A 17,646-nucleotide genomic window follows, 5' to 3' on the forward strand; every position below is an offset into this window, starting at 1 on the left:
GACATTCCCATGACAACTGCACACTCCCCTATTCGCGTCGGCATCATCGGCGTTGGCAACTGGGCTCGCCACGGCCATCTGCGCGTGCTGAACCTGCTGCCGCAATATCACCTGCAAGCGGTGTACAGCGAACGCCGTGAACGCGCCGAAGCCGCGGCCAGCGAATACGCTATCAGCCAGGTCGCCGACTCGGTCGACGCGTTGGTCAACAACCCTGAAGTCGACCTGGTCGTGGTGCTCAACACCGCCCCGCAACACGAAAAAACCGTGCGTGCCGCCATCACCGCCGGCAAAGACGTCTACTGCGAATGGCCGCTGACCACCACCACCGCAGACTCCGAACAACTGCTGCACCTGGCCAAGGACGCCGGCGTGCGCCACATCGTCGGCCTGCAACGCCGCCACGCGCCGCATAACCGCTACCTGCAAGACCTGCTGCAACAAGGCTATGTCGGCAAGGTGCGCTCCGTGCGGATGCACGTCAGCATGAATTACTTCCAGGCCCTGCGCCCCAACGCCCTGCGCTGGACTGCCCCCGAGGAAAACTTCTCCAGCGTCATTGCCATCTACGCCGGACACTTCCTCGACATGCTCTTCACCGCCACCGGCTGGCCAGTAAGCGTCTCGGGTTTGATGGTCAACCAGTTCCCGAAAGTGACGATCAAGGAAACCGGCGAAGTGCTCGATAGCACCGCCCCCGACCAGCTCGTCCTCAGCGGCATGCTCGAAGACGGCGGTGTCATTTCGATCCACATCGAAGGCGGCAAACGCAACGGCTCAGGCGTGCAGATCGACATCACCGGCGACCAGGGCGACCTGAAAATCAGCAACCGCTCGGCATTCGGCGACGTGGGCGATGACTACGTGATCGAGGGTGCTCACGGCGACAATCTGCCGATGCAATCACTGCCGCTGCCTGCCAGCTATCAGCGCCTGCCCGAATCGACATTGCCTTCGGCGGTGCTTGAACTGGCAGAGCTGTATTACGTGTATGCGCAGGACGTGATCGACGGCAGCCATGGCGCGGCGACGTTTGACGATGCGGTGCGCTTGCATCGGTTGCTGGACGCGGCCCGGGACGGGCGCCGGACAGCCCTGAAATAATACGTGCCTAAAGTTGTCACGCCGCTCGCCGACTCCTTCTGTGAATTAATCAACGAAGGACCGTGAGATGTATTACCCCCGCGAAGCTGAAAAAGATCACCTGTTCAACCGGGTGATCCTGCTCACCGTGGCCTGCTGTGTGGTGCTGATCCTGGCCGGCATGGCCCGGCATGAAGGCATCCGCTATGCCGCCATCCAGTTGGGCCCTGTCGAGACTGTCGGCACAGTGACGCAACTCGACGACATCCGGATGAACCGCGACGGCAAAGTGATCCATTACCGCTACACCGATCGCGACGGCCAGGTGCACGACAACCAATACGTCGACGAACGTTATGCTACAAAAACCGCCTATGAAACCGGCGGCAGCATTCCCCTGATCTACTCCCGCTGGCTGCCGGCGCAAAGCAGCATCGCGCGCGAGCTGAACGGCAACCGCCCGGGGTTTTACATCATGATGGGGGGCGTATTGCTGACGTTGTTGTTCCTGGGGATCTCGGCCCGGACGCTGGGCCGGATTTATGCGATGAAAGAGGAAGACCGGTTTTATTAACTCGTCCCCACCGTTACTCCGAAACCGCCACTTGATTACGCCCACGCGCCTTGGCCCGATACAGCGCTTTGTCCGCATTGTTCATCAGACTTTGCAGATCAGGGTCGTGGATTTCCATTGCCGCGACACCAAGGCTGGCCGAAACGCGATAAACCGGACCGGTCATTAGCCCACCGATGGACTGGATCAGGTGCTCGGCAATATCGAGGGCGACCTCAATGGACGTGTCCGGCAGCAGGACGGCGAACTCCTCGCCGCCCAGCCGGCCATAAACGTCCGTTTCGCGAAAACAGGTACTGATGACGACACCCATCTGACGCAACACTTGATCACCGACCTGATGGCCGTAAGTGTCATTGATGTGCTTGAAGTGATCCATATCCAGCATGACCGCGCACAGCGGCAACCGATGGTACTGGCAGTTGTTGAACAACTGCTGCGCGTGTTCAAAAAAAGCCCGGCGGTTTTTCAGCCCCGTGAGCTCATCGGTTTGCGCAGCATGCGTGGCGATGCGGTGCGCCAGTTCCATTTCACGGGTCAGGCGAAACGCAGTCTCCAGGGCTTCGGACAGTTTGCGGGTTGCCCTGGCAACAAATGACGCGAACACCACGACGGCCAGGGCCATACCGACTTGCAAGGTCGAGTGCTGAAACAACAGCCACGTGGTACACGGCAACAACACCAGGCCAATCGACACCAGCGTCATGGACCGATAGGACGAGTAACACGACACCGCGCTGACCGACATGCCAACGGCAAACAGCATGACCAGCGCCTGGGCCAGCGGGTCATCTGCCGGCATGACGGCTAATGCGCCAGCGCCCCAAATACCGGCAGACAACACCAGCGTCACCCAATAGATCCGCTCCCAGCGTTGCGGCGTGCGCTCACTGTCCGGGCTGCGAAAATAGACCACAAACATCAGGATGCGCAGTAACGACGAGGCGCTCAGCAGGCCAATCCAGCCATACATGACGCTGTGATCCATGCGCTCCCAGCACAGCCCGCACAGCATCAGCGCGGCCAGGTAACTGCCGAACACAGCGGACACGGATTGGTTGAACAGCTGTCGCAATCGGTCACCGCGTACTTGGGCCGCGATGAACGTCTCCTGGTCGTACCGAAATCCTGGGCCATCCATGTGAACCGCCTGATCATGATGCTGCGACAAAAAAGCGATTGTGCCATCCGGCTAGCCAAGCAAACAAACGAATCGAACTGATGGGCGTTTGCAATAAACCATTGCGAAGTAATAGCACATGAACACAATCGTTTTGCGGTCGGCGTGCTCAATCTATGGAGCGCTTGGCGTGCCGAAGAGCTCTACGGGTCCATCACTGTCCGATCTTCACATTCATGCTCGGTGTTTTCCATAAACATCTCAATGCACTCAGTTGGAAGGAACCCTGTATGAACATGAATACTTTAGTCGCGGGACTGGCCCTCGCGGCGGCGCTTGCCACTCCGATTTCAGCCATGGCTGAAACCGCCAAACCAACCATTGTGCTGGTTCACGGCGCTTTCGCCGATTCAACCAGTTGGAACGGTGTGATCAAGATTCTGGAAAAGGATGGCTATACGGTGTTAGCGGCGGCGAACCCGCTGCGCAGCCTTAAAGGCGATGCGCAATCAGTGACCGACGTGCTCAAAGGTGTCGGCAGTCCGGTTGTACTGGTTGGGCACTCCTATGGCGGCCCGGTCATCAGCGAAGCCGCTTATGGCCAAGCCAACGTCAAAGCACTGGTGTACGTCGCGGCCTTCGCCCCGGAAAAAGGCGAAAGCGCCTTTGCACTGACCGGTAAATTCCCGGGCAGCACGCTGGGCCCTACCCTGGCAAAACCGGTCGACCTGGCTGACGGTGGCAAGGACTTTTACATCCAGCAAGACAAGTTCCACGACCAGTTCGCCGCTGACGTGCCCAACGCAGACGCGCGCCTGATGGCCGCGACGCAGCGCCCGGTGACTGAAGCGGCACTCAAGGAAGAGGCCACTGATCCGGCCTGGAAGACGATCCCGTCGTGGTGGGTGTATGGCGACAAAGACAAGAACATCCCGCCACAGGCGATGAAATTCATGGCTGAGCGGGCTAACGCCAAACAAACGGTGGTGGTCAAAGGCGCGTCTCACGTAGTGATGGTTTCTCACCCAAAAGCCGTTGCCGACCTGATCGAAACGGCGGCAAAGGCCCACTGACCTACGTTTGAACGCGTCACTGAGCATGAGGCTGACGCTCAGTCTCATCGCTCGTGTTCAACACTTTCCTGGCACTCATCTGAAATGGACACCCGTCAGGCAATCTCCGGGATTACTGCTGCGGCGCAACCATCTTGAACCGAATATTGATGTCATCGGACACCACGGTATCGGCATATTCACCTTCGCCGATCTTGAAATCGCTGCGTTTGAGCGTTAACTCGCCGTCGAAGATGCCGATGGTGTTCTCGGCTTTCAGCAGGACCGGAACCGCCACGTCACGGGTAACGCCCCTGAGCGTCAGTTTGCCGATGATCGTGTACTTGTTGTCGCCAAGCGCCTTCACATCGGTCGATTCAAAGGTCGCCACTGGATAGGCCGCCGAATCGAACCAGGCGGGCTTTTGCAGTTCCGTGTTGGCGTCACTGCTGCCGGCATCGATGCTGTCGAGCTGGATGGTGAGCGATGCATGGGCCGCTGCGGGGTTGGTCGTGTCGAAATCCAGCTTGGCCTCGAACACGCCAAACGTGCCGTACACCCGCGAGGTGAATTGGTTGTACGTGAAGGAGATCTTGCTCGCGGCTTGATTGACTTGTTTGTATTGCACCGCTTGCGCGCAGGGCAAGCAGCCAACAGTCAGCACGACGGCCAGAACAGCGAGCCGCGGGAATCGAACAGTCATGGGATTCTCCGGTGAGGGCTCCCGTTATGAAGCGAACTGCCCGCACACGTGGGCGGGCGATAGGAGGACTAAAGCAAACAACTCGCGTTTCTTCCACTGGCTGCCGGACTTTCGACCATCTGTCGGCCTTCCCGAGTCAGCGTCCGATATTGCCACCTTGGCGGGTGTTTAATAACCGCTGCACTCACCGCTTCGGGAGAAGGGTCATGAAAGTCGTCGTCATCGGAGGCACCGGACTGATCGGCAGCAAGGTCTGCAAAAACCTGCAGGAACTGGGCCATGAAGCCTTTGCGGCATCACCGAGTACCGGCGTCAATGTCATCAGCGGCGAAGGCCTCAAAGAGGCACTAAAAGGCGCCGACGTGGTGGTCGATGTGGCGAACTCACCTTCTTTCGAAGACCACGCCGCGTTGCACTTCTTTGAAACCGCCGGGCACAACCTGTTTGCGGCGGAGAAGCTCGACGGGGTCAAACACCATGTCGCCCTGTCCGTCGTTGGCACCGAGCGGATGCTCGACAGCGGTTATTTTCGGGCAAAAATGGCCCAGGAAGCACTGATCAAGAAGTCGGGCATCCCTTACACCATCCTGCGGGCTACGCAGTTCTTCGAGTTTATCCACGCCATCGCTCACTCCGGGCGTGAGGAAGGCGACACCCTTCACCTGACGTCCGCCGCGTTGCAACCGGTGGCCTCGGACGATGTCGCGGCGACGCTGACGGATATTGCGCTGAAAGCGCCGGTCAATCAGACCCTCGAAGTGGCCGGACCTGAGAACCGCCCTCTCGTCGAGTTCGCCAGCGATTACCTCACGCACACCCAGGACCCGCGCCAACCCATAGCGGACGACTCGGTTCCCTACTTTGGTGCGCCGATCAACGACCAGTCACTGACACCGGGCGCCAACCCGATTATTGGCGCGACGCGGTTCCAGGACTGGCTCAAGACCCACTAAGAAACCTCAATGAACGTCAGCCTCTTTCTGCCACGCCCGCTGTAACAGCCGGATGACCTCTGCATCCGACGTCTGGGAAAAATCCATGTACCAATGCCCGATCGACATCAGCCACTCCGGCATGATCGGGCACACCAGTTCATCGACTTCACTGCGCAACGCCTCGACCGTTTCGGGTGGCCCCACCGGCACTGCGACCACAATCCGGGATGGCCCGTGCACCCGCACCGCATGAATCGCCGCCAGCATCGAAGCGCCCGTCGCCAGCCCATCGTCGATCAGAATCACCACCTGATCCTTGAGCTGCACCTTCGCACGTGTTCCCCGGTAAACCTGCTCGCGCCGCAGCAACTCCCGCGTCTCCCGCGCCACCACCGTGTCGAACGCAGCCTTATCAATCGGGTGTGCCCTCAGCGCCTGTTGATTGAGAATCTGGATGCCGCCGCTGGCAATCGCGCCCATCGCGAACTCCTCGTGCGACGGCACGCCAAGCTTGCGCACCAGCATCAGGTCGAGACGAACATCCAGCGCCGTGGCCACTTCGTAAGCCACCGGCACGCCGCCTCGGGGCAAGGCTAGAACGATCACATCCGGGCGGTTGGCGTAAGCAAGCAACGGCGCCACCAGACGCCGCCCCGCCGCCGGCCGGTCCTGCAAAATCATGTGCGATGAGGGACTCATTAGAAAACCTCCTCAGGCGAGCACGCCTGCCGGTTTCATCACGCAGTCCCGAGGAATTGTCGGCCTGAGCGCGGCCGACAGCAAGCCGCTTGGCTCACACCAAGCGTTCGATCCGCTGATGCCGCCAGACAAACCGGTAATACGCCGTCTGCAACGCCAGCATCCCCAGATACGCCACCGGAAACGCCATCCACACGCCCTGCAAACCGAAGTGCCCATCCAGCACATACGCCACCGGCAACTGCACCAGCACCACGCAGAAAATCGACACCGCCATCGGCACCAACACCGTGCCGCTCGCGCGCATGATGCCGCCGACAATCGCCTGGAAGCCAAACACCAACAAGCTCCAGAGCATGATGTGCAACAGGTGCTCGGCCATCGCCCGCGTCGAGTCATCGGTGAGGAATAGCCCCAACAACCAGTGCGACAACAGATAACCCAGCACCACCAATCCACCGGTCAGGCACACGTTGATCAGCAGCCCCGTGCGCAAAATCGGCCCCATGCGCTCAAGGCGCCCTGCCCCGATTGCCTGAGCCCCGAGGATCGACGCGGTGATCGCAATCGACAGCGCCGGAAATTGCACGTAATTGACGATCTGCGTCACCGCCCCATACGCCGCCGTCGCCTGCGAACCGTGCTGGTTCACCAGCGCCAGAATCACCAGTTCCGACACCGACAACACCACCATCTGCAACCCGGTTGGCAACCCGATGCGCAACACCTTGCCGAGAATCTCCCGGTCCAGCTTCATCGCCGCAAACATCTCCCGATCCGGCGCCAGCGGATGCCCCTTGCGAATCAACCGCCACGCCAGCCACCCCATCGCCGACAAGTTACCCGCTAGCCCGGCATACGCCGCACTCTGAATCCCCATCATCGGCAACCCGAACCAACCCCGAATCAACGCCGGCGTCAGCGCCAAGCCGATACAGGTCGATACCACCAACGCAATCAGCGGCGACACCGTATCGCTGACCCCGCGCAGCAGCTGGGTGAACAGCACGTAGACCAGCAGCGACGGCATGATCCACATCATCACGTGGGCATAGGCCACCGCGTCGTCCAATACGTCGGCGGGTGTGCCCAAACCCTGCAAGGCCGGCCGCGCGAACACACTGCCGAGGGCGGCGGCAGTCAGGCCGATCATTGCGCCCAGCAGCAAGGTCGTACCGGCAATGGTTTTCACCAGATGCGGTTCACGCGCGCCCCACGCTTGGCCGATGAGCACACCCGCCCCCGCGCCGAGGCCGATGACCAGGGCGATGAAGAAGAAAACGATGGGGAACATGCCGGACACGGCGGCCAGGGCCTGGGTGCCGAGCATTTGGCCGATGTAGATGCTGTTGACCGTGCCAGACATGGACTGGAGGAAGTTCGACAGGACCATCGGGGCGAGGAAAAGCAGGTAGGTTTTCCAGAGGGGGATGGGGTGGGTGGGGGTTTGCATGCGTAGGTCTCAGGGTGCCAGTCGAGCTCGGATAGAGAAGTTTACGTCATTGGGAAATGTGTTCGCATCGTATAACGATGCGGTTATCAATTTATCACTCATTTAGAGGCCAACATCGCTTTTCGCGACTACTTTGATAGTGGCTAAGAGAGCGATGAAACAGAAAGATTTAACTATCGATAGAAGTGAGGGGACGCAAAATGACTGACAGAAGACCAATAAACAAGGATGTAAATGTTCCAAAACCAGGCGGCGGCGAGCAGTCTCGTTCAAGAAATGATGATGGTCAGATTCGAAAAAAGCGAGACGATGCGGGGAAACCAAAGGGGAAATAATCTAACGCTAGGCGGATCATCGTTCTTTTTACGAAGAATATTGATCTGTCCACCCTAACAATGGGAATGTTATCGTGATATTTAAAATCGAGATCAATACAGAAGGCACATGACAGCATACAAAACGAGGTTTAAACAGCCACAAATCGCACAGAACTATGGCAAGCCCTTTCACTCTCGATAGAGCCAAGCACCTCATATTTCAGGAGGGAAATTTTCAATTTCCAGCACGGCAAAACAGCCCAATGATAATGCACTTTGCAAGAGTAATCTTATGATAAATCAACATTATCATCAGCACACGGCTAATTATTTTCGGTAAGAAGCTTGTACTTTTCCGTTTGAAAAGGCTCAAACCCTTCTGGCCAAGGAGTAATAGATTCGCACAACAAGCGGTATTGCTCCGGAGCCGACGAGTTCACTTTAACAACCTCAATACGAGTTAACAGCTCTCCATCAATGGCTACGCCACACATCTGATTTAGCCTAAGCAAATCCTCATTAAGATAACGAGGATAATATCCAATGTTTCGCGCCCCTTCCGCTTTAACGATAGCTATAGCATTAGGGTCAGCCGGGTTATTAGCTTGGACAAAACAAGAAAGCTTCGTTCTGTTATCAAACGATAGAATCTCTACTTTCGCCTCAGCTGTTAAATATGCGACACCACTGACAAAAAACTTTAGTCTATACTCGCCACTAATGGTTTTTTCGGGAGTCTTTACGATCCTAAAATTATCAGTTTTTTTAGCGCCACCGGAAGCACTAAGAATTTCCAGCGGATCGTTGGTACCGGGTGTCATATCAAGCCAAGACATCATCGAATAATATTCTGGTCGCCTTTCCGGAATCAATCTATTCTGAAAAAAAGGAAACAATTCGCTGGAGGAATATTCTTTGTTTTTAAGTTCCATACGAGGAAACGCTACAAACCGCTTATTTAGAGCGCCATGCGTATACGCAAACTTAAACACACCAGCAGACACCTTTAATTTAGCGACCGGCTCCCACATTGTAGTTTCTGGATCCTGCCAGATAACAAACGCACTACTCATAATTTTTAATCTGCTGTCTTCTAAAAAATGGATCTAAGTTTCGCTCAAAGAAAGGCTCAAAGGCCAAGATATTCGACTTACTACAAGCAAGCATTTCAAAGGCAAACTTTTTAGAAACATCACTCATTATCCCTTCAGGCACAGAATCCAGAATAGCTCGCATCACCTCGGGAGTCAATAATTTCAGCTGTTCAAGCCAACCTAAGGAAGCACCAGGATTGAGGACACCAAAATACTCAAACGCCTTTAGAGTACGAAGCCGATTTCCCCTCAAATAAAAATAAGACTTAGCTCTTCTAACATAAGTTGCTACTTGTTGCCCTACATCTAAAGACACCAATCTCGCCTGTTTAGTTGCGTCTGATTCATTCCTCGCCAAGCTTGCCGCATGATCAAACGTCGGGGCTAGGTGAGATCGCCCCTTACCCGTGACTATCAGCCCCCAGTTTTCACTATGTCTATCTTGATTAGATATCAATGCATCAAGCATAAGGTATCCGGCAAAAAAATCAGCGGCGCTTTTTATTCCAGGCAAGCTATTAAAACCAGCAGGCTTACTACGTATAACTCGCCTAAGAACATTATATACATTCATAATATCCTGCCGTTCACTCCTGCCTCCACCCGCAACAGCTACGGGAGCGCTATAATTTTTCAGCACTTCATTTCCCGTAACAAGATACGCACCGCCCTTCGCAATAAAGTTTTTCGTAATTACTCCGCGAGAAACGCCATTATGAGCCAAGTCATATTCGGCGCAGGGTATGGATAGTAAAATTGCGATTTCACATGCAATTTTTTCCGACCAATCCTCTCCACCGCGGGACACAAGCTGATTGTTAGAATCATAAGTCTCTATGGACTTAAATAGATAATCCACACCATCCCCATCAGAATACCAGTACTTCGACTTAGTACCCAGCGGCTCAACCTGCTCACTTTGAAAGCCCGACACATCGTAAATCACATATTCCACTTTTTCACCATGTAAACCTGAGACAAACAATTATGAGCTTCAGCATGCAATCTAACCATAAAACCTACGCATCCGCCGCACCCTTCTGGAACTACATCAGCACCACGCCCCGAGCAACATAGTTGAAACACGAGACAACAAAAAAATCAAGGAGCTGCATGCATTTCATCAAGGTACAAATCAGCTCACCAACTCCATTTATTACAATACAACCAACGGAGGATTTTTCTTACAACTCAAAGACAATCTTCCGACGGCGACAAGCTAAAAACTGATCGACCACAAGATAAAATAGACGCGACCATTAGAGATCCACCTAATTGTTATTGTACAAATTCTTCATTGAGCCACCTTCTTTAAAAACATAGGGAAAGGACAAAGGAAACAGATGAATTTTTTTGCCAAAATAACTTCGTCACCGCTTATCCAGAGATACTTCACCAGCATATTGAGCAGTAATCCTACTGTTTAGGTCGAAGATCAACGATCTAACCCTACCCCACCCCGCCATGCAGCAACACCCCATACGATTGCAAAAACTCCACCGTGCCATGAAAGATCAAACCAACCCCCATGGCAGAGACAAAGAACCCGACAATTCGCGTGGCGGCATCGATACCTTGCGGGCCAATCGTCTTGAGGATGACTTGCGCGTAAGCCAGTGACAAATAGGTGGTGAACATCGTGGCGCAGATGGCCAGCGCCACGACGGCGAAAGACAGCACCGCATGACTGGCGTCCTTGATGGTGCTGGTCAGGCCGATCACGGTGGCAATCGCACCGGGGCCAAACATGATGGGCATGGCCAGGGGGATGAAAGACACGTCCTGATCGGTGTCGTGCCCAGTGGGAATCAGGCTGCTGTTGGGCGTGGGGGCGAACAGCTCGAAACCGATCCGCATCAGAATCACTCCACCGACCACTCGGATCATGCTCAATGGCACGTCGAACAGACGCAGCAGCAGGTTGCCGAAAATCAGGAAAAAGAACATCAGCAATAACGCAAAGAAACAGGCTCTGCGGGCTACCCGGCGGAGCTCGGCAGTGTCCTTGCCTTGCAACATGCCAAGGAACACGGGAATCGCCTCCAGTGGGTTGATGATGGCCAGTAACGTGGTAAACATGCCGACAAACAGCGTGACATAGGTGTTCATGGCGCACCTTCAAGGAGAGACCGCGTTACATCACCTTAGCGGATGTTGCGCAATGAGCCCGTTTGGAGCTCAATCTGGCGCTGCGGCACAGGTGACGCTGGCTCAGTAAAGGTCAGCCGTTTACTGACAAAGGATGCGGATCTGGTCCTACACTTATCTCGGAAACCCTCACCTTGCCCGTCGTTCCGATGAAGCTTATAGTCCGCCCCGTCGCCCATAATGGCGATTCAGGTTTGGCGACCTGATCACAGAGAATGCGAGGGCTATCCGCTTTATTGCAGGAGCTCACGCACCCGCAAAGCCGCCTTTAATGGCGGCTGTGCGCGGGAGACCTTCGGGTCTGCCGGTTTTCTCTGTGCCGGTTCGCCAACCTGCGCACAGCTGCCACCCAATCGTTTGGCGACGACTGAGTGACGGCATTGAGCCAATCAAACAGAGATCTTCAAATGAACAGATATATGCCCCTCACCGGAATCGACCTGATCCCGGCCTCCCTGCTCATCGACACCCACGCCCCGCTCGACGTCCTGCAAGCCATGGCTGACTACCGTATTCGCACCGTCACCCAAGTGCTGGAAAACATCGCCTTCCGCGCCGAGCTCGGTTGCGACACGGTGGTGCTGTCGGACTTTTCCAAACTGCTGGCCATTCCTTTGCGCGATGGCTGTGACTTGATGGACGTGATCGGTCGACGTTTGCGCGCACAGGTATCGGAGTAAAAAAACGGGCGCCTGAATGCTAATGCCGATCAGTTAAGACGCTGAATACCGCGATTTTTGTGGGAGTGAGCCTGCTCGCGATGGCGGACTGTCAGGCAATACAAGAGTTGACTGACCCGCCGTCATCGCGAGCAGGCTCGCTCCCACAGGTTTTTCGCTCCCTGACTGATTGGCATTAGGCCGTGATTTTTCAGGACATCAGCCCGCCCGTCAGCGTTGAGGCTTGCTCAATACATATGGATAACCGTATATTCGGATAACCATATGTATCGAGCCGTGTCCATGCTGACCCCTGCCGCCGTCTTCAAATGCCTTTCCGACGAGACCCGCGCGCGGGCCACGTTGCTCATCACCCGCGAGGGAGAGCTGTGCGTTTGCGAACTGGTCTGCGCTCTGGACGACAGTCAACCGAAAATCTCCCGCCATCTGGCGCAGCTCCGTGCGTGTGGGTTGCTGCTCGATCGGCGTCAGGGTCAGTGGGTCTATTACCGGCTCAATCCTGATTTGCCGGGTTGGGTGCGCACCGTTCTTGAGACCACGCTGGCGGCCAACACTGCCTGGCTTGAGCAAAACAGCGCTCGACTCGACGCGATGGGCGACCGCCCTCTCAACACCACTGCCTGCTGCTGATTCTGTTCATCACCCTGGAGCCCCCATGCGCGTCCTGTTTATGTGTACTGCCAATAGTTGCCGCAGCATCCTGTCCGAAGCGATGTTCAATCATCTTGCGCCGGACGGTTTCGAGGCTGTCAGCGCCGGCAGCTTTCCCAAAGGACGGGTGCTGCCGCGCAGCCTGACCACGCTGCAAGAAGCCGGGATTGCCATCGACGGGTTAAGCAGCAAAGGCAACGACGCCTTCGAGGTCAACCCGCCGGACATTGTGATCACCGTCTGTGACAAGGCTGCCGGCGAAGCGTGCCCGGTCTACTTCGGGCCGGCGTTGAAAGCCCATTGGGGACTGGAGGATCCCTCCGAGGTGAAGGGCGATGAGGCGGCCGTCTCCGCTGCCTTTCACTCGACACTGGCGTGCATCGAAACGCGCTGCCGGGCCTTCCTCGCCCTGCCCTTCGCCGAACTCGATCGCGACGCATTGAAGCGCGAACTCGACCGCATCAGCACCCTGTGACCGGAGCCCCCATGAGCCACCCTCTGCCTAATCTCGATGCGTCTTTGATTGAGCCCATCGCCAAAAATCACGACGGCCAGCACAAGCCACGAATCCTGTTGCTGTACGGATCGACCCGTCCACGGTCGTTCAGTCGGCTGCTGGTCGAAGAAGCCGCCCGCCTGCTTGAACACTTCGGTGCAGAAACGCGGGTCTTCAATCCTTCGGGCCTGCCGCTGCCGGACGATGCGCCGAACGATCACCCGAAAGTCCAGGAGCTGCTTGAGCTGATGCAGTGGTCTGAAGGACAGGTCTGGTGTTCCCCCGAGCGCCACGGTTCCATGTCAGCCGTGTTCAAGGCTCAGATTGACTGGGTGCCGCTGGTATTGGGCGCCGTTCGCCCGACCCAGGGGAAAACGCTCGCGGTGATGCAGGTCTGCGGTGGCTCCCAATCGTTCAACGTGGTCAACCAGTTGCGCGTGCTGGGGCGCTGGATGCGCATGTTCACGATCCCCAACCAGTCTTCCGTGCCGAAAGCCTTTCTGGAGTTTGATGAGGGGAATCGCATGAAACCCTCCGCGCTGTACGACCGGGTCGTCGATGTCATGGAAGAGCTGGTGAAGTTCACGTTGCTGTTGCGGGATCGCCCGGATCTGGTTGATCGTTATTCGGAGCGCAAGGAGTCCGCGCACGAGTTGAGTCAGCGGGTGAATCAACGGTCGATTTGAATTCTGGGTGCCACTGGTCGACGCGCTATTGCTCCACAGACTCAATCTATATAGTTTTGAGTCTACGGATCAAATGAGGTCTGACACATGGCAGTCCCCCTTCAGGAACCAGCATTCACCAAGAGCCAATGCGTCACGGGCTTGCGGGCAGCCGTGGGCATTCTCGAAAAATGGTCTGCTTCCAGCGAGCAGGCCTGTCGCATCCTGCGCATTTCCCGCAGCACCTACACCCGCGCCCGGCAGCAGGACCCCGAATGGGCGGTGGCGCTGGACGCGGACCAGATGCAGCGCATCAGTTTTGTCCTCAACATCCACGCGACGTTGCGCCTGGTTTTCGATAATCCGGAAAACGTCTACGGGTTTGTCTCGATGGCCAACGACAACGAATTTTTCAACGGGCGAACCCCGCTCGAGATCATGGCCCAGGGCGATATGATTTCGCTGTATGAAACCTTTCGGCGCATCGATGTGCTGCGGGGCGCGCAATGGTAAGGGTGAGTGAACTGGCGGAGTGTGCCGGTGAGCGGTTGAAAGCCTACCGACTGGTCAATTCGAAGTACCCGCCCATCGCGCTGTTTGATGACGTGGCGGACGCGGACGAATTTGATGTGCTGTACCAGATACAGGCACTGACCAATCCCCGGCTGCACAATGAAGTCGGTCGTCTTGAGTTGATTGCGCGGGATCAGATTCCGTTCGGCATTCCGGGCTGCTCTTATGCAATCGCGCCGTTTACCCACGTTAACCCGGCGGGTTCGCGGTTCAGCGATGGCAGCTTTGGGGTGTTGTACCTAGCGGACACCATGGAAACGGCGCTGGCTGAAGTGCGACATCACCAGAGTCTGTATTGGTCGAATGTCCGTAGCTTGAACTATGAGCGCTTTGTTTTTCGTGGGCTGTCATGCTCCTTCGTGGACGTGGCAATGAAAGATGCGACGTCCATTGCGCTGACTGACCCGGTCTACGCGCCCGACGACTACACGCATTCCCGCCAACTGGGCAGCTTGATCAAAAAAGCGCGATGCCCCGGTATTCGTTACCACTCGGTGCGCATGCCAAGCAGTTATTGCTGGGCTTTGATGACACCGCGACCGGTTGCATCGATTGTTCAGACGGCTCATTACGAGATGGTCTGGAACGGCCAGATCACCAGTGTCAGCAAGATCAGTGAAGCGTGAATGCGTCTAAAACGGGGGCCAGAGGCATCCATTGCTGGCATCGATAGTCACCATTGACCCAATGAAGTTCTCTTAAAAAATCCTCGGCGTAACATCCGCTCCATACCAACCAATAAACACCCCGGAGCACACCATCATGAAACGCCAAACCCTTCTCGCTATCGCTTTCTCGGTTTTCGCAGTTAATGCTTTTGCCGCTACCTCGGTTCAACCTGTGGTCGCTGAAGGCGGCTCGGATCGTCTGATTGAAAGCCGTGTGGCTGAAGGTGGTTCGGATCGTTTGATCGAGAATCGCGTTGCCGCTGATGGTTCTGACCATCTGATGGAAAACCGCGTAGCCGCTGACGGCTCTGACCATCTGATGGAAAACCGCGTAGCCGCTGATGGTTCGGATCATCTGATCGAAAACCGCGTAGCCGCTGATGGTTCTGACCATCTGATGGAAAACCGCGTAGCCGCTGATGGTTCGGATCATCTGATCGAAAACCGCGTAGCCGCTGATGGTTCTGACCATCTGATGGAAAACCGCGTAGCCGCTGATGGCTCCGATCGCCTGATGCAGAACCGCGTTGCCGAAGGTGGTTCCGACCGTTTGATCGAAAGCCGCGCTGCATAAATGCAGGGCTTTACCGCGGTACTCAATGAAAAGCCCGGCCTTATCCGCCGGGCTTTTTCGTGAACTGTTTTTAGTGCACTCGCCACGCGGGCGTTGTACATCTATCGCTGATAACCATTAGGTAAACTCGGGCTGGTAACATCGTTGACGCCGATAGACACCAGCGCCATTGGCGGCTGACGAGTGGGTCGCTCGACAACATCGATTGATTGGCCTGCTGCGCGAGAAGTACGCGGTAAAGCAGGTCGTGCTGTCCCCGCTTCCACCCATGCACCTGTTTCCCGCGCTGCCGCAACCGCTGCGTTGGTACCTGGGGCTCAGGGCCAGCGCGTTCAACACGGGCCTTGCCGAGCTGGCGGAACGTATTGATCACTGCACGTTGCTGACGACCCGGTTGGCCCCGGTGAACGGCTCGATGGCACGGGATGGCTTCCATCCGGGTCCTGCGATATACAGTCAGTGGGCGGACGATGTGGCGGCAGTCATCGACCAACGCTTTCGCAAAACAATGCCCTCGACATTGCACAACCCACAATAAAAATACAGGAGTAGAAAATGTCTGAACTGAACCTGCACCCCAACGCCGCGGCCTCCCTGAAGCAATGGCACGAGATGATTCGCACGGCGGACTTGAGCGCCCTGCCCGGTTTGCTGGACCCGCAAGCCGTGTTCCGCTCACCAATGGCCCACACGCCTTATCCGGGTGCGGCCGTGGTTTCGATGATTCTCAACACCGTTGTCAATGTGTTCGAGGACTTCGCCTACCACCGCGAGCTGGCGACCGCAGACGGCTTGAACGTGGTCCTGGAATTCAGCGCCCATGTCGGCGGGAAACAGTTGAAAGGCATCGACATGATCCGCTTCAACGAAGCCGGGAAAATCGTCGAGTTTGAGGTAATGGTCCGTCCGTTGAGCGGCTTGCAAGCCTTGGGCGAGCAAATGGGTCAGCGCCTTGGGGCTTATCTGGCGGCCAGTAAAGCCTGATTCTAAACGCCTGAAACTCACGTTCCGCGCGGTGATATCACCGCGCGCAATGATCCATTGCCGACATCGATAGTCACCATCAATTCAATGAAGTTCTCATAAAAAATCCCTGGCGTAACATCAGCTCCATACCAACCCATAAGCACCCCGGAGCACACCATCATGAAACGCCAAACCATCCTCGCTATCGCTTTCTCGGTTTTTGCAGTTAACGCTTTTGCCGCAACCTCTGCTCAACCTGTAGTTGCTGAAGGCGGCTCGGATCGCCTGATTGAAAGCCGTGTGGCTGAAGGTGGTTCTGATCGTTTGATCGAGAATCGTGTGGCCGCTGATGGTTCTGACCGTCTGATCGAGAACCGCGTCGCCGAAGGTGGCTCTGACCGTCTGAACGAAAAACGCGTCGCTGAAGGTGGCTCGGACCGTCTGATCGAAAGCCGCGCTGCATGAATGAATAGCCTTCACGCAACACTCAACAAAAAGCCCGGCCCTAACCGCCGGGTTTTTTCATGCACAAAATAAATCAGCCCCCACTTAAAGCCCCTGCCGCACCTGTGGTACATAAGACCTGATTGTGAATTCTGCGCTCAATGAGGTTTGCCCATGCTCCATTCGCCACGTCTGCCACAACTGCTGACCTGCGCCCTGTTCGGCTTATTCGCGTGCGGCGCCCAGGCCGGTACGCCCTCCCCGGCACCCGCCAGCTTGTTGCCGTTGCTGGTGACGATCAACGAGCGCTTGAACATTGCTGACCTGGTGGCGTTGACCAAATGGGACAGTGGCAAACCGATCCAGGATACGACCCGGGAAACCCAGGTCATCGACAACGCCAGGAAGATGGCGGCGAGCCGGAAACTGGATCCGGACGAAGTTGCCGATCTGACCGCCGCACAAATCGAAGCCAACAAGCTGGTGCAGTACGGCCTGCTGGCTCAATGGCGCGCAGCGTCCAAAGCGCCGGACACTCCACGGCCAGACCTCGTCAATCAAATCAGGCCACGGCTGGATGAACTGCAAAACCGCCTGCTGCAGCAATACGCCGACTTTGCGCCCTATCGCAATGATCCCAACTGCCAGGACTGGCTGGGGACCGAACGAGCGAGCCTGATCAAGGATCAACTGCATGGCCAGGCCCTGATCCGTGCTACTGGCGAATTGTGTATCACGGCGCAATGACCGG

21 protein-coding genes and 1 pseudogene are annotated in these 17,646 nt (G+C 56.3%); 15 read left to right on the forward strand and 7 right to left on the reverse strand.

The features are described 5' to 3' along the window. Together ACWKV5_RS27810 and ACWKV5_RS27815 are read left to right on the forward strand one after the other, a co-directional pair. On the forward strand, positions 1 to 1,104 hold a 1,104-nt coding region (locus ACWKV5_RS27810; protein ID WP_483843856.1), incomplete at its 5' end, for a Gfo/Idh/MocA family protein. Positions 1,105 to 1,171: 67 nt separating this feature from the next. Continuing rightward, positions 1,172 to 1,657, forward strand: a complete 486-nt coding sequence (locus ACWKV5_RS27815) for a hypothetical protein (protein ID WP_483843857.1) — start codon at positions 1,172 to 1,174, stop codon at positions 1,655 to 1,657. 13 nt (positions 1,658 to 1,670) lie between these two features. On the opposite strand, the gene ACWKV5_RS27820 is transcribed toward ACWKV5_RS27815, so the two are convergent. Then, positions 1,671 to 2,798, reverse strand: coding sequence for a GGDEF domain-containing protein (locus ACWKV5_RS27820; RefSeq protein ID WP_483843858.1), 1,128 nt, complete (start codon positions 2,796 to 2,798; stop codon positions 1,671 to 1,673). A gap of 275 nt (positions 2,799 to 3,073) precedes the next feature. Here ACWKV5_RS27820 and ACWKV5_RS27825 point away from each other — a divergent pair, with 275 nt between their 5' ends. Continuing rightward, complete coding sequence (locus tag ACWKV5_RS27825) at positions 3,074 to 3,850, forward strand: alpha/beta fold hydrolase (protein WP_483843859.1); 777 nt, start codon at positions 3,074 to 3,076, stop codon at positions 3,848 to 3,850. Between the two features lie 112 nt (positions 3,851 to 3,962). Here the strand turns inward: ACWKV5_RS27825 and ACWKV5_RS27830 are convergent, their stop codons facing one another. After that, positions 3,963 to 4,532, reverse strand: coding sequence for a YceI family protein (locus ACWKV5_RS27830; RefSeq protein WP_483843860.1), 570 nt, complete (start codon positions 4,530 to 4,532; stop codon positions 3,963 to 3,965). 206 nt (positions 4,533 to 4,738) lie between these two features. Between ACWKV5_RS27830 and ACWKV5_RS27835 the strand changes: the two genes are divergently transcribed. Continuing rightward, entirely contained in the window at positions 4,739 to 5,485 is a 747-nt protein-coding gene (locus ACWKV5_RS27835; RefSeq protein WP_483843861.1) for an SDR family oxidoreductase, read from the forward strand. A 6-nt stretch (positions 5,486 to 5,491) separates the two neighbouring features. On the opposite strand, the gene ACWKV5_RS27840 is transcribed toward ACWKV5_RS27835, so the two are convergent. From ACWKV5_RS27840 to ACWKV5_RS27860, 5 genes are all read right to left on the reverse strand, one after another. After that, positions 5,492 to 6,166 carry a phosphoribosyltransferase gene (locus ACWKV5_RS27840; RefSeq protein WP_483843862.1) on the reverse strand — a complete coding sequence of 225 codons (675 nt, stop codon included), beginning with the start codon at positions 6,164 to 6,166 and terminating at the stop codon, positions 5,492 to 5,494. Between the two features lie 94 nt (positions 6,167 to 6,260). Next, complete coding sequence (locus tag ACWKV5_RS27845; protein WP_483843863.1) at positions 6,261 to 7,619, reverse strand: MATE family efflux transporter; 1,359 nt, start codon at positions 7,617 to 7,619, stop codon at positions 6,261 to 6,263. 640 nt (positions 7,620 to 8,259) lie between these two features. Next, positions 8,260 to 9,009 carry a hypothetical protein gene (locus ACWKV5_RS27850; protein ID WP_483843864.1) on the reverse strand — a complete coding sequence of 250 codons (750 nt, stop codon included), beginning with the start codon at positions 9,007 to 9,009 and terminating at the stop codon, positions 8,260 to 8,262. After that, positions 9,002 to 9,985, reverse strand: a complete 984-nt coding sequence (locus tag ACWKV5_RS27855; RefSeq protein WP_483843865.1) for a HipA domain-containing protein — start codon at positions 9,983 to 9,985, stop codon at positions 9,002 to 9,004. The genes ACWKV5_RS27850 and ACWKV5_RS27855 overlap by 8 nt, the downstream gene beginning before the upstream one ends. Positions 9,986 to 10,479: 494 nt before the next feature. Then, on the reverse strand, positions 10,480 to 11,139 hold the full coding sequence (locus ACWKV5_RS27860) for a MarC family protein (protein WP_483843866.1): 660 nt from the start codon (positions 11,137 to 11,139) through the stop codon (positions 10,480 to 10,482). 446 nt (positions 11,140 to 11,585) lie between these two features. Between ACWKV5_RS27860 and ACWKV5_RS27865 the strand changes: the two genes are divergently transcribed. The 11 genes and pseudogenes from ACWKV5_RS27865 to ACWKV5_RS27915 all read left to right on the forward strand — a co-directional run bounded on the left by ACWKV5_RS27865 (position 11,586) and on the right by ACWKV5_RS27915 (position 17,642). Continuing rightward, positions 11,586 to 11,858, forward strand: a complete 273-nt coding sequence (locus ACWKV5_RS27865) for a hypothetical protein (RefSeq protein ID WP_483843867.1) — start codon at positions 11,586 to 11,588, stop codon at positions 11,856 to 11,858. Between the two features lie 282 nt (positions 11,859 to 12,140). Continuing rightward, positions 12,141 to 12,488: a metalloregulator ArsR/SmtB family transcription factor gene (locus ACWKV5_RS27870; RefSeq protein WP_483843868.1), complete on the forward strand. Its 348-nt coding sequence runs from the start codon at positions 12,141 to 12,143 to the stop codon at positions 12,486 to 12,488. A gap of 25 nt (positions 12,489 to 12,513) precedes the next feature. Next, a complete protein-coding gene (locus ACWKV5_RS27875) occupies positions 12,514 to 12,984 on the forward strand; it encodes an arsenate reductase ArsC (protein WP_483843869.1) in 471 nt (156 codons plus the stop codon). A gap of 11 nt (positions 12,985 to 12,995) precedes the next feature. Continuing rightward, a complete protein-coding gene (gene arsH / locus ACWKV5_RS27880; protein WP_483843870.1) occupies positions 12,996 to 13,691 on the forward strand; it encodes an arsenical resistance protein ArsH in 696 nt (231 codons plus the stop codon). An 87-nt stretch (positions 13,692 to 13,778) separates the two neighbouring features. After that, entirely contained in the window at positions 13,779 to 14,183 is a 405-nt protein-coding gene (locus ACWKV5_RS27885; RefSeq protein ID WP_027924615.1) for an antitoxin Xre-like helix-turn-helix domain-containing protein, read from the forward strand. Further along, positions 14,177 to 14,869, forward strand: coding sequence for an RES family NAD+ phosphorylase (locus ACWKV5_RS27890; protein ID WP_483843871.1), 693 nt, complete (start codon positions 14,177 to 14,179; stop codon positions 14,867 to 14,869). Before ACWKV5_RS27885 ends, ACWKV5_RS27890 begins: the two co-directional genes overlap by 7 nt. Before the next feature lie 136 nt (positions 14,870 to 15,005). Continuing rightward, positions 15,006 to 15,485 carry a phage infection protein gene (locus ACWKV5_RS27895; protein ID WP_483843872.1) on the forward strand — a complete coding sequence of 160 codons (480 nt, stop codon included), beginning with the start codon at positions 15,006 to 15,008 and terminating at the stop codon, positions 15,483 to 15,485. 205 nt (positions 15,486 to 15,690) lie between these two features. After that, positions 15,691 to 16,023, forward strand: coding sequence for an SGNH/GDSL hydrolase family protein (locus ACWKV5_RS27900; protein ID WP_483843873.1), 333 nt, complete (start codon positions 15,691 to 15,693; stop codon positions 16,021 to 16,023). 17 nt (positions 16,024 to 16,040) lie between these two features. Next, positions 16,041 to 16,469: a nuclear transport factor 2 family protein gene (locus tag ACWKV5_RS27905; RefSeq protein ID WP_483843874.1), complete on the forward strand. Its 429-nt coding sequence runs from the start codon at positions 16,041 to 16,043 to the stop codon at positions 16,467 to 16,469. A gap of 162 nt (positions 16,470 to 16,631) precedes the next feature. Then, positions 16,632 to 16,913: pseudogene (locus ACWKV5_RS27910) on the forward strand (phage infection protein); the annotation flags it as partial. Positions 16,914 to 17,069: 156 nt separating this feature from the next. Beyond that, positions 17,070 to 17,642, forward strand: a complete 573-nt coding sequence (locus tag ACWKV5_RS27915; RefSeq protein ID WP_483843875.1) for a chorismate mutase — start codon at positions 17,070 to 17,072, stop codon at positions 17,640 to 17,642. Positions 17,643 to 17,646: the final 4 nt, after the last annotated feature.

It is taken from the genome of Pseudomonas oplopanacis, assembly GCF_057128725.1.